At 66.5% G+C, this 12,365-nt stretch carries 8 protein-coding genes; all 8 read right to left on the reverse strand.

Translation table 11 applies throughout. The annotated features are described in order from the left end of the window. Positions 1–20: 20 nt before the first annotated feature. The 8 genes from C1927_RS03120 to C1927_RS03155 all read right to left on the reverse strand — a co-directional run bounded on the left by C1927_RS03120 (position 21) and on the right by C1927_RS03155 (position 12,365). Complete coding sequence (locus C1927_RS03120; protein ID WP_108745916.1) at positions 21–1,313, reverse strand: acyltransferase; 1,293 nt, start codon at positions 1,311–1,313, stop codon at positions 21–23. A 159-nt stretch (positions 1,314–1,472) separates the two neighbouring features. Continuing rightward, complete coding sequence (locus tag C1927_RS03125) at positions 1,473–4,421, reverse strand: FkbM family methyltransferase (RefSeq protein ID WP_108745917.1); 2,949 nt, start codon at positions 4,419–4,421, stop codon at positions 1,473–1,475. After that, positions 4,418–5,734: an ABC transporter ATP-binding protein gene (locus C1927_RS03130; protein ID WP_108745918.1), complete on the reverse strand. Its 1,317-nt coding sequence runs from the start codon at positions 5,732–5,734 to the stop codon at positions 4,418–4,420. Before C1927_RS03130 ends, C1927_RS03125 begins: the two co-directional genes overlap by 4 nt. Continuing rightward, positions 5,724–6,542: an ABC transporter permease gene (locus C1927_RS03135; RefSeq protein WP_108745919.1), complete on the reverse strand. Its 819-nt coding sequence runs from the start codon at positions 6,540–6,542 to the stop codon at positions 5,724–5,726. The genes C1927_RS03130 and C1927_RS03135 overlap by 11 nt, the downstream gene beginning before the upstream one ends. Before the next feature lie 72 nt (positions 6,543–6,614). Then, positions 6,615–7,016 (reverse strand): GtrA family protein, encoded by a 402-nt coding sequence (locus C1927_RS03140; RefSeq protein WP_108745920.1) that lies wholly within the window; start codon positions 7,014–7,016, stop codon positions 6,615–6,617. Next, entirely contained in the window at positions 7,013–8,899 is a 1,887-nt protein-coding gene (locus C1927_RS03145) for a hypothetical protein (RefSeq protein WP_159095289.1), read from the reverse strand. The genes C1927_RS03140 and C1927_RS03145 overlap by 4 nt, the downstream gene beginning before the upstream one ends. Then, complete coding sequence (locus tag C1927_RS03150; protein WP_108745922.1) at positions 8,899–10,197, reverse strand: NAD(P)/FAD-dependent oxidoreductase; 1,299 nt, start codon at positions 10,195–10,197, stop codon at positions 8,899–8,901. The genes C1927_RS03145 and C1927_RS03150 overlap by 1 nt, the downstream gene beginning before the upstream one ends. Positions 10,198–10,208: 11 nt before the next feature. Next, positions 10,209–12,365 (reverse strand): hypothetical protein, encoded by a 2,157-nt coding sequence (locus C1927_RS03155; protein ID WP_159095290.1) that lies wholly within the window; start codon positions 12,363–12,365, stop codon positions 10,209–10,211.

The following is a 12,365-nucleotide window of genomic DNA, read 5'->3' on the forward strand; positions in this document are numbered from 1 at the left end:
TGCCGGACGGCCGCCGCGGCTCAGTGCCCTCCGGTGCTGGGCCGCGCGGGGGGCCGCACGCGTTGGCTGGCGCGTGCGGACCAGATCATCGAGGGCTTCTCGACGGTCAGGAACAGGATCAGCGAGAGCAGCAGGATGACGGCGGTTCCGCCGGTCATGAACTTCGCCAGGTGCCACCAGGGACGCGTCTCCGCCGCGATCCAGTAGTGGTTGTTCATGGTGTACAGCAGCGGCATGTGGATCAGGTAGATCGAATAGCCGAGCACGCCGAACAGGGCCAGGCCCGGGATGCTGGAGAAGCTGCGCTTGAACATGCTGCTGCCGAGTGAAAGGCCGAGGATGATGAGGCCATAGGCGACAGCAAACGGCATCGATTCCAGGTAGTAGAACAGCCGCGCAGGCCGGTCGTCCGTGCGGAAGTAGGCCGTGGGATCCTGGAAGCCGTAGGCCAGCGACAGGCCGCCGAGCTTGAACATGAAGGCAAGCAGCAGCACGGCGCCCAGCAGCGCATAGAGCAGGCCGGCGGTTTCGCTCAGCAGGGGGTGCGTGCGCGGCTTCAGCAGCAGCGCACTGATGCCGATGCCGATCGCGAAGTGCGGCAGGTAGCCCAGGATCTGGTGGCTGAGGAAGAAGCGGATGCCTTCCTGTGACCAGCTGAAGCCAAAGGTATGCCGCTGCAGGAAATCAACGAAGCCATCGAGATGGTAGCGGCACAGGTAGAGCCACGTACCGCTGAGCAGGAAGGCGACGACGATGCCCTGCCACCAGCGCCCGCGGTAGAAGGCACGGACCACCAGCGGCAGCACGAGATAGAAGAGCATCTCGATGGTCAGCGTCCAGAACGGCGTTCCCACGGTGTAAGCGCCGAAGGAAAACGGGAACAGCGACTGGCCGAACGTCACGTGGCAGATGAAGATGACCGCGCCGGCAGCGCTCCAGACCTTTTCCTGGGGAATGAATGCCGGGGTGTAGAACAGGACCACCAGGAACAGCACCAGCCAATAGGGTGGGCCGATCCGCAGCACGCGTGCCTTGAGGTAGGGCAGGTAGTCCGGTGCCGGCTTGCCACTCGCATCGGCGCGCAGGAACCGGGTGGAGAGCAGGACACCGCTGAGGACGAAGAACAGGTCCACGCCCGAGGACATCATCACGATGATGCGTGACAGCTCCACGCCGGCGATGCTGGCCGATGGCGACCAGGAAAAGCCCCAGGCATGGCGCACGAGGACGAAGAGCACGGCGATCCCGCGTACCGCGTCGAGAAAGGGAATGTTCTTGTCCGGATTCGGCAGCAGCTTTTCAGCAAGGGCCATGAACCAGGTCTATCCGTGGAAGGGGAAGGGGCGCTGACATGACGGCAGCGCCTGAAACCTACCACACCGGGTGATGCCCCCTGGGAAGCATTCTTCACACGGCAAGGTGGCCGACGCCAGCGCGCCACCGCTGGCATCCGGCCTCTGCGCCCGCGCGCCTCAGCGCCCGCGCGCGCCGCGGTACAGCCGGGCCAGTCCGCGTGCCAGCCTGGACATGCCGGGCACGCGCAACGCGCGGTCGATCAGGTGCCCCAGGCGGACGCCGGCGCGCTGGCCGGACGTGCGCAGCGAGGGCGGCGGCAACGTCGCCGCCAGTCCGTCCAGGCGGCGCAGGGTCGTTGCGATCTGCTGCGCATCGACGCGGCGCATGGCCTCGTCCAGGGTGTCATAGACCTCCAGCGCCGAACGCCGCCACCCGTCTGCTTCGCCTTCGCGCCGCTCCTCGCTCCAGGCCGGGATGCCGGTGCCGAGGCGAGCGACCAGTTCGCCGGTGGTGTCATAGCGGTGGATGTTGGCTGACGTGGCAATCTGCCCGGCCAGTTCCCGGTTCAGCCCGGTATCGCGCACGAACACCGGGCGGTGGTGCGCCAGTGCATGCAGGACGGGGAAACCGAAGCCCTCATAGTGGCTCGGGAACACCACCAGCTCGGCATCGCGATAGAACGCACGGAACGTCTCGTCGTCGATGTGACCGGCCTGGAATGCCTCGATGTCCTTCGAACGCTCGCCTTCCTGCGGGTAGCCGATGGCGATGATCCTGCGGCCCGGCAGTGCACTGGCCAGTGCGTCCGCCGTTTCCTTCACGAACTTGTGGGCGTAGTGGTTGCCGATCACCAGGACATGGCTTCCGGCGGCCGCTGCAGGGTCGTACGCGGCATAGTCCGCCGGATCCAGCGAGTGCCGCGACACGCTCTGCATCACGTGCGGGCCGATGGCGTAGCGCTGGCGGATGCGGTCCAGGGTGAAAGCGGAATTGGTGAACAGCACGCTCATGTTCTCCAGCGCGAAGCGCCAGATGTCCTCGTCCATGTCCAGCGCCAGGTAGCCGCAGTCGCTGGAGATGGTGTCGAGCATGAAAATGCCCACCACCGGCGCGGTGCTGAACAGCCGGGTGAGCACGTCCACCTGGTAGGGCTGGCCAATGCGCACGACGGCTGCCGCCTGCCCGTTGCTCTGGCCGGGCTCAAGGCGGGTCAGGCCCGCCAGGCGCGGCATGCCGTGGAAGTCCCAGGCCTGCCGGCTCATGATCACGCCGATGCGCACGTCGTCGGGCCAGGAGCGCAGTGCCGCGGCGACCAGCTTCACCCCCGACTCGAACGTGCCGTTGTGGAAGGCACCGAACGAGGAGAAATCGAACGCGATCATCCGCGGCGCATCGGCCGGTTCAAGCGCTTCCAGCAGCGTCTCGGCACGGTACTCGGGCGAGTGGTAGTAGCGTTCGACCAGCTTCGGGTATTCCGGATAGCGCGCGCGCAGCAACGCCCCGTTGTGTGCGTCGCGCTCGCTGCGCTGCTGCTGGGTGGTGGCGAAGGACTGCTCGCCCTGGTGCCACACGAAGGCATGGTTGGCCAGCACCGCGCGATAACCCGCGCGGTTGGCGCGCATGATCAGGTCGTTTTCTTCGTTGTAGCCCTTGCCATACGCGGTGTCGAACACGCCGAACTCGGCCAGCAGCGTGCCACGGATCCAGAGCGCGAAGCCGATGGCGGTCGGCGCCAGGGTGCAGCGTGGCAGCCTTCGTGCCAGCGGCGCGAAGCGGGCAAAGGCTTCGGCGGCGCTGACATCCTGGTGCTCCAGCGAGTGGGGCAGGCTGGCCAGGGTGGCATTGTTGCTGCGGGGGCAGACGAAACCGAACATGGGATCGAGGCCGGCGACGGCCAGCATTTCGCTGATCGCACCGGGCATCACTTCGGTATCCGAATTGAGCAGCAGCACGTCGGCACCCTCTGCGATCGCGCGGGCGAACGCGCGGTTGCAGGTGCCGATGAAGCCCAGGTTGTCCTCGTTGGCGATGCCCTGCAGCGGTACGCCCTCCAGGCCGGCCTGCAGTGCATCATCCAGGGCCCGCGCCAGGCCGTCGTGGCCAGGGCTGTCGTTGTAGAACCAGACCGAGGCGCGTGCGGCAGCCAGCTCGCTGGCGACGTTGCGCAGCCCGCGCATCAGCGGGGCGACGAGCTGTTCGTTGCGATAGAAGGGAACCACCACGTGCAGCGGCGGGCGGACCTGCGCTTCTTCGGGGATGGCGTGCATTGCCTGGCGGCGCACGGCTTCCACCTTCGGCGCATCCGGCAGCATCTCCGGCAGGTACTGCGGCTTCTCGAGCAGCAGGGCCACCACGTCTTCCAGGATGTTGATCGGCCGCATGTCCTGCAGGGGCAGGTCGTCCACGCGTTCTTCCGGTACCAGGAACAGCGCGCACTCGGCATTGCTGCCGAAGAAGTTGTCCGGGCAGCGGTTGATGTTGTCCGGGTTGTACGCCGGATAGATCGCACCGAACGCGCGATAGCCCAGCTGTTCGGACGCGGCCAGCGTCGATGCGGCGCCACTGACCGAATTGCATTCAGCGAACACCACCGGCCGGCAGCGCTGCAGCGTGTCCCGCGCGCCATGGATCACGTCGGCTTCCATGCCCTCGACGTCGATCTTGATCAGGTCCAGGCGCGGCAGTTCCAGCATGTCCAGGGTGATCAACGCGACTTCGTAACCCTCGTGATGGTCGACCAGGGCCAGGCTTCCCAGGTTCTGGCTGCCTTCCTCCGGATCCAGCAGGCGGATGCTGCCTGGCTGGCTGGAAACGCCAACGTTGCGGGCCTCGATGATCGCCTCCAGCGCATTGCGCTGGATGTTGCGGCCAAGCACGGCGAAGGTGTCGCGGCGCGGCTCGAAGGCCAGCACGCGTCCCAGCGGGCCGGTGGCACGGGCCAGTGCGATGGCATGGGTGCCGATGAACGAGCCGACGTCGGCCACGACACCGCCGGACGGGACGAAGCGGCGCAGCAGGTCCAGCTCGGTCTCGGCCCATTCGCCATACCAGCGGAGCGAATCGGCGACGACGGAGTCGCCCGGAAGGGTTTCGAAGACGCCATGGCGCCCGTTGATCGTGGTCATGTGGTGTGCGACGTGCGGAACGAGACATCCAGCGGTTCGGCGCCGGAGATGCCATGGACGAGTTGGGAGTTGAGGGCCGTCAGGACGATCACATCGTGCAGCCAGTGATGCTGCACGTGATCATCGCCGGGGCCTTCGGCGAGGGCTACATCCAGGCTGTATTCGCCACGTATCAGGCGCGGCAGGCGCATCTGGAACGTGACCGTGAACGCGCTGCCGGCATCGACCGAAATCGCTTCTTCGCGCAGGTAGCTGTCCGAACTTTCGGCAACGACGAACTGGCCCTTGCGGTCCTTCAGCATGAAGCCGACCGCCGGGTAGGCCAGGGCCTTGCCGGCACGCGCGGAAATGCACAGCCGAACGTCATCGCCGGAGGTGAACTCGGTGAGCGCGTTGCCATCCACATCGGTGAACACCACGTCCTCGATGGACGCGCCGCCGGCGCCGAATCCCTCGGCATCCGGGCGGAAGCTGCCCGCGTGGAAATGCGTGGACTGCACGTTGCTGGCCTGGTAGTTGCCGGCCCGGGCCGCCTGCGGCGCGGACACTTCGGGGGCGTCCATGCGGTCGGCATACAGGTCGCGCAGGTAGATGGCCGAGATCTCGCGCGCACTGCCCACATCGCACAGGTAGTGGCCTTCCTGGCGGCGCAGCAGCACGGCGGACGCGCACAGCGCGTTGACCGCGCCCATGTCATGGCTGACGAACAGCAGGGTGCCGCCCTGGCGCTGGAACCCCGCCAGGAAGCGCATGCACTTCTGCTGGAAGTAGGCATCACCCACGCTCAATGCCTCATCGATGATGAGGATGTCCGCATCCACGTGCGCGATCACCGCAAACGCCAGGCGCACATACATGCCGCTGGAGTAGGTCTTCACCGGCTGTTCGATGAAGGCGCCGATATCGGCAAATGCCGCGATGGCATCGAAGCGCTTGGACACCGTCTCGCGATCGACGCCATACAGCGAAGCCGCCAGGTAGACGTTCTCGCGGCCGGAAAATTCCGGATTGAAGCCTGCACCGAGCTCCAGCAGCGCGGCGACCCGGCCATTGACCGTGATCTCGCCCTCGGTCGGGGTGAGGGTGCCGCAGATCATCTGCAGCAAGGTGGATTTGCCGGCACCGTTGCGGCCGATGATGCCGACCGTCTCGCCGCGGCGGATCGTGAAGCCGACTTCGCGCAGTGCCCAGAATTCGCGGTAGTACTGCCGGCGGCCACGCCAGAGCATCTGCATCAGGCGATGCGCCGGCTTTTCGTAGATGTTGAAACACTTGCCCAGGTCGCGCACCTGGATCGCGATGTCAGAGCACATCGGCAAACCCCCTGCGCGTGCGCTGGAAGAAGGCGAAGCCAGCGACGAACACCAGTGCCGAAACCAGCAGGCAGACGGGGTACAGCACCGGGTCCAGGCCCTTGCCCCAGATCAGGACATCACGCATCTGCGCGACGATCGGCGCCAGCGGGTTGATGTTGAGGAACGGGCGCAGCGAGGCCGGGATCGCGTCGATCGGATAGAAGATGGGGGTCAGGAACATCACCGCCGTGGTGATGATGGCCGTGATCTGTGCGGTGTCGCGCAGGAATACGCCCAGTGCCGACAGCAGCCAGGCCACGCCGGTCATGAACAGCACCATCGGCAGCATGACCACCGGGGCGAGCAGGGCGGTCACCGGCGGCAGGCCGGTCGAGACCAGGTAGAACAGCAGCCACACCACCAGGTTCACCGCCAGGCTGAACATGGCGGTGAGCACGCTTACCCAGGGCAGCACTTCGAGCGGGAAGACAACCTTCTTCACGTAGTTCGCGTTGCCCACGATGAGGGTGGGCGCGCGGTTGAATACTTCGGAGAACAGGTTGAACACCAGCAGGCCACTGAACAGGACCAGGGCGAACTCGGTGCGCGAGCCGCTGCCGCCGGGCCAGCGTGCCTTGAACACCTCGCTGAAAACGAAGGTGTAGATGGCCAGCATGAAGATCGGCTGGACCAGGGCCCAGGCAAGGCCCAGCAGCGACCCCCGGTAACGGGCGGCAATCTCGCGGGCGGCGAGGGCCAGGACCAGCCCGCGGTTATGGCGCAGGCTGCGCAGGAGGTGCAGCGGGGAGCTGGGATAGGCTTCCATTCATCGGTGACAAAGGGATCGACCCCCTAGTTTACTGTGCGGCCGAGGGGGCCGCAGCGTGAACGTTCAGGTTCAGCTGCCCTTGCTGCGCGCGAACGTGAAGTGCTTGTGCCCCAGGTAGGCGGTGACGATCGGGACGGCGACGCCGACCAGATGGGCGCTGAGCGGGATGTCCAGCGGCCATTCCAGTGCCGGCAGCAGCCAGCGCTTGAGGAGGACGCTGATGGCCAGCGTCTGCAGCAGGCTGATGACGTTGATGCCGACAAACCACGCCACCTGCTGGCCGATCGGACGGTCCGAGCCCTTGAAGACCAGCACGCGGTTGAGGATGAAGGCCGTCAGCATGCCCAGCCCGTAGGCCAGGCACACGGCAACCTCGAACGGTACGGCGAGGCTGAACAGGATGCGGCTGCCCACGTTGACCGCCGCCGCGGTGCCGCCACAGATGACGAACAGCAGGAACTGGCGGCTCATGCGAGCGCCTCCCCACTGCGATCGGTTGATCGGACCACCGCGACGGTGAGCAGCATCAGGGTCAGCACCAGCGCGAGGAACAGCGCGGGGCCCCGGCGCTCCTCGGCCCACATCCGCAGTGCGGTGAGCGCGCCGACCGGTGTGGGAGGCGTCACGGCGACCCAGCCATGGGGGTCGTTGTCGACGATGCGCAGGCGGTACTCATCCGCCGGCAGCGTGAGGACATGCCCCTGCCAGCGCTCGCCGGCCACGCCGCGCTTCACCAGCTCGATGGTGTGCTGCTTGCCGACCAGCGTGGCAGACACCAGCGGCGGGCCGTAGCCGCCCTGGAAATAGACCACGCGGCCACCCTCGAAGGCGACCGGCTCGCTGCTGCACTCGGTGGTATTGGCATCGCCGGACGCCGGCTCATAGGTGCCCAGCGCCTGTGGCCTGTTGCCCAGGGCGAAGTAGGCACCCGGGTGGCTGATGCCAGTGCATGCCGTGGGGCTGAAGGCCAGCGGACGCCTGATCTCCGCGGGCATCATCGAGGCGCCCTCGGTGCTGTCGAGCAGCCGCGCCTGGCGATCGGCATCCGGGTAGGGCAGCAGGCCAGGCGCATTCCGGAGGGCGTCGACATTGCCGTCGGCAAGGTACGCGGCCAGGATGCGTTCCTGGTCCGAACCGATCACCGCGCGGTGCGCCATGCTGGCCTGGGATGCCATGAAGATGGGGTACGACGACAGCGCCAGCCAGCCGATGAAGACGGCAGGCACGGTGGCCTTTGCCCACTGCGGGAGCGCGCGCCCATGCCGGAAGGCCGCATGGAGGACGAGCCACAGGTTGTTGATGACGCCGATGGCCAGCAGGTCGGTGTAGCGCGAGGTCACCCCGTTGTGCACTTCGACGCCGCGCGAGTAGGCCATCGCGACCGCCTGGACCAGGACCCAGCCGGCGATGGCGAAGGCAAAGCGCTCGCCACGGGTTGCAGGTTGGCGTGACAGCAGGCGCTTGAGCAACACGACCGTGAGCGTGATCGTCGGTGCCCACAGCACCAGGACACTGGCCCAGTTTGGACGCATCGGCCAGCTCAGGGTCTGCTTCAGCGCTTCGATGAACTGCGCCATGGACTCTGCGTGGAACGCCGCGCCATGGGGTGCCGCCGGCATGGCCAGCAGGCCCGCGCCGGCAATGGCCATCATCAGCACCACGCCCAGCCAACCGGTGCGCGTGTTGATGTCGCGGCCCAGCAGGCGGTAGATCAGCAGCCCCGCTGCGGCGGCTGCCGCAAGCACGCCCGTGGCCATCGTGAACAGCGCAAGGACGGCACAGGCCACCATGGCCAGCAGGCGTCGGCGGTCAAGCACGTCGGCCGATGCCAGCCAGACCGTCACCACCGAAAGCAGCGCCAGGATGAAGAACTGGTTCTGGAAGCCGGCGATCAGGTTTTCCCATCCAAACGGCGCGGCGGTGAGTGCGAACACGCCCAGCACGAGGAAGGGGCGTGCCGTTGCCGGCAGCGTGCGCATGCCAACGAATGCCATCGCACCCAGGGCTGCCGCATGCGGGAGGATGTTGAACAGCATCTCCACCTTGGCATCGAACTGGTTGCCGTTGGCGGAGAACAGGCCCAGCGAGATCAGCCGGGTGAACAGGATGCGATGCTCGTTGTGGGCCGCGAAGAAGTGGCCCAGCCCGAGTTCGCCCCGCAGGTAGGGCAGCAGCAGGTTGTCGAACTCGGCATCCCACTGGTCCCAGAACGGGCTGCTGCTGCCGAAGCGGAGCACGAGGTAGGCGCGCACGGCCATCATCGGCACCAGCAGGATCGCCAGCAGGAACGCCGGGTGCTGCGGATGGAACCACTGCGACAAGCGGGCGCGCACGGCGCCTGGCCTCGGATTCATCAGCGCAGTGCCTCGTCCACCAGTGCCTGGGCGGTGTTGATGCTCTCGTTGATCGAGCGGTCTTCCGGGTAGTAGTAGGCGGTGTCGGCCATGAAGAAGCCCTCCACCGGCGTGCGCATCGACGGCAGCATCTCCTGGAAGCCCGGCGGGCAGATCGTCTGCGCGAACTCATAGCGATGGCAGTGCGACGCCAGCACCCAGTCACGCTTGAAGGCCGGGTTGATGCGCGCCAGGTAGCCCAGCACTTCCTCGATCAGCTCGGCGTTGGACTGCTGCCACTTCGGGTGGGTCTTGGGCATGTAGTACGGCGCGTACAGGATCTTCTGGTCCGGATCGTGGCCCGGGTTGAGGTTGCTGTACTCGATCACGCCCGGGATCTCGATGCCCGGATCGCTGATGTTCATCCAGAAGTTTTCGCTCACCGCATGCTTGAGCTTGAGGATCACGCAGGCGACGGGAATGTTCTGCACCGCCGCGACCTTGTCGCGGAAGTCGGCCGGCAGGCCCGGCACCAGGGCCGGCACGTACTGGATCGGCGCGGTGGAGATCACCGCATCGTAGGCCGTGAACGCGCCACCGATCGAGACGCCGGTGACCTTGCCGTTCTCGGAAACCACTTCATCGATGCCACGGGACAGTTCGATGCGGCCGCCACGGGCCTGGATGTCCTGCACCATGCGCTCGAGCAGGGTCATCGAGCCGCCTTCCAGGTAGCCCATGCTCTCGTTCATCAGGTTGCGGCGGGACAGGGCCACGCGCTTGATGCGCGTGCCGATCCAGCTGGCCGACAGGTTGTCCTTGAACTCGAAGAACTTCAGGCGGAAGGCATCCTTCCACATCACGTCATAGGCTTTCTGGCCGACCCAGCGGCGGATCCATGCGCCGGCCTCTTCCTTGTCCAGCGCCGTCCAGTCCTTGATGCCCTTGGTGTACATCACGTGCAGCGCATAGCGGAACTTGCTGATCGGCCCGAGGTGGGGGAAGGCCAGCAGTGCGAACGGGTTGCCCCACTTGTAGAGCTTTCCCTTGTAGAAATAGCCCATCTTGGTGTCGGTCCAGCGCAGCGCCTTGGACAGGCCATAGCGCTCGAGCAGCGCGAACAGGGGGTAATCGGTCTTGCAGATGAAGTGGTAGTAGCGTTCGATCGACAGCCCATCGAAATCGAAATTGGCCGACATGCCGCCAATGCGGTCGTCACGTTCGTAGATCGTGACCGAATGGCCCTGGTCGAGGAGTTTCACGGCGGCCATCAGGCCCATGGGGCCTGCGCCGATGATGGCAAATCGCTTCTGGGTCATGGCAATCGTAATCAATGGAAGGAAGTGGGGAGCGCCGTGAGACGGCACGCCGGGCGCGTGGCGAACAATTCGTACGCCGGGCTGTGGTAGATGTGCAGGGTACCGGTCGGGACGTCGTCGAAATCCGAGGCGATTCTGCCAATCCGGATAAATGACTGATCCATCTGGGAATAATAGCGCCTTGACCAGTCGTCGTTGAACGAGGTGCCGATGAACAGCACACAGTCCGTCGAGGGTGGCGGGAGGTCCATGCCCAATACCTGGGGGAACGTGATGACCTCGGTGCGTACGGCGCCCATTTCCGCAGCGATGCCCTGCAGCCGGTCGGTGCGTTCATCCAGCATCTGCTGCAGCTGGATGCGGTCGAAATAGGGCACCAGCCGGGCGCTGACCGACATGCCCCAGGCGCCTGCCAGCACCAGCAGACCCACGCAGGCCAGGTGCAGCAGCGTGCGGGCCAAGGGGCGCTGCAGCGCGAGGCGGGCTGCGGCGAACCGCTCGATGTTGGCGGCGCCCGCCACGGCAATCATCATGAAGGCCGGTACCAACGCCGTCAGATTGCGCTCGAAGAACACCGACTGGACCAGGAAGGCGCCAAACGTAATGGCAAAGACCGCCAGGAAGCCGGCCTTGGCCGGCGCCAGCGAGGCGCGGAAGTAGCCCAGCACATGCAGCACCACCAAGGGCAGGCCGAGGGTGGCCAGGTAGTAACCGGTGATCCAGTGCCATTGCGCGACGAGCCCGTGCGTCATCGGCCCGAACGGGGGATGGCCGCCGCCGTACTGGTGGTCCAGCGCCTGGATGCCCGCCAGGAAGCCGGGCAGGTCGGCCACGATGGCCGGTGAGCCCAGGCAGATGCCGAAGACGAACCCCGCCAGCGATACGCCGCCGGACATGCCCAGCTGCTGCAGTTGCCGCGCCAGTCCGGGTGCCTGCCGTGCCGGTTGCCAGGCCACCGCGACGCAGTACAGGGTGAAAACGGCGTAGGTGAACTTCACGGTCGTCAGCAGGCCGGCGATCATGCCCAGCGCGGCCAGAAGCGCGTACTGGCCCCGCCGTTGCCGGGGCGCCAGGCAGGCCAGCGCGAACGCCAGCGTCGCCAGCAGGGTGCTCCATGGCTCCGGCCGGGCGTAATGCGCATCCTGCAGGAACTGGGGAGCGGTTGCGACCAGAAGCACGCCGGCCAATGCATAGCCCGCGCCCAGCGTGCGCAGCAGCAGCAGGAAGCACAGCACCAGGGTAAGCGCGGCCGACCAGCGCGAGAACTCGAGCAGGCAGTGCAGCAGGTCAAGCTCGTTGTCGAATGCCGCCGGTGCCACCGCGTGGATGGCCAGGTAGGCCGCCTGGATGTAGCCGGAGAAGTTGTAGCGGAACGCATGGAACTCAGGCAGGTCCGCGCGCGCCCAATCGGTGTTCAGGTCGCCATGCTCGTGCATGGCCACCATGACTTTGACCGGAATGGCCTGGTCGGGATGGTGCCAGACGCCTGCGACATCGCCCTGGTACAAGCGTGCGCCCAGCAGTGCCACCGACGCAGCCAGGAACACCAGTGACACGGTGCGGCGGACGCGGGCTTTCCTGCACGGCATGACCGCGCCGTCGCCTGTCGTCGGTGGCAGCGCGAAGACGCCCAGCAGGAGGCTGGCCAGCAGCAGCGCCGTGATGGTGCTGTCCAGGTGTCCGGGCTCGCGCAGCAGGCCGATGCCGGCCCACTGCCGGAATCCCGTTCCCTGGTCATCCAGCTCCACGCGCAGGGGGCGTCCCGACCAGCTCTCTGGCGCGCGGATGTTCAGCGGCTGCCATTGCTCGCCCGCCTGCTGGATCACGTAGAGCGATTCCCCGCCATCTTCCGGGGCGATGCGCAGGCGCACGGCCTCCCCGTCGATGTAGCCGGCGACCGCAAGCTGCGGTCGTGCCGCGGGGTCGGCCGGCAGGCGCAGGCTGATGGAACCGCGCGTGGCGTCACCGCCTGCGCAGTAGGTGACGGCGGCATGGTGGATGTCCGTACCGGTACGCAGGAACGGCGATGCCGACGCCGCGCAGCCGCCGTCGGGACCGCCAGCGCCCTGCGGTAGCCCGGGTACCGGCGGCCGGATCCACAGCAGCAGCGCCACCAGAAGGCATGCGGCGGCCAGTCCCTGGCCCAGGTACCAGCGTCCTGCTCGCAC

The organism is Stenotrophomonas sp. ZAC14D1_NAIMI4_1 (genome assembly GCF_003086775.1).
Classification (GTDB): domain Bacteria; phylum Pseudomonadota; class Gammaproteobacteria; order Xanthomonadales; family Xanthomonadaceae; genus Stenotrophomonas.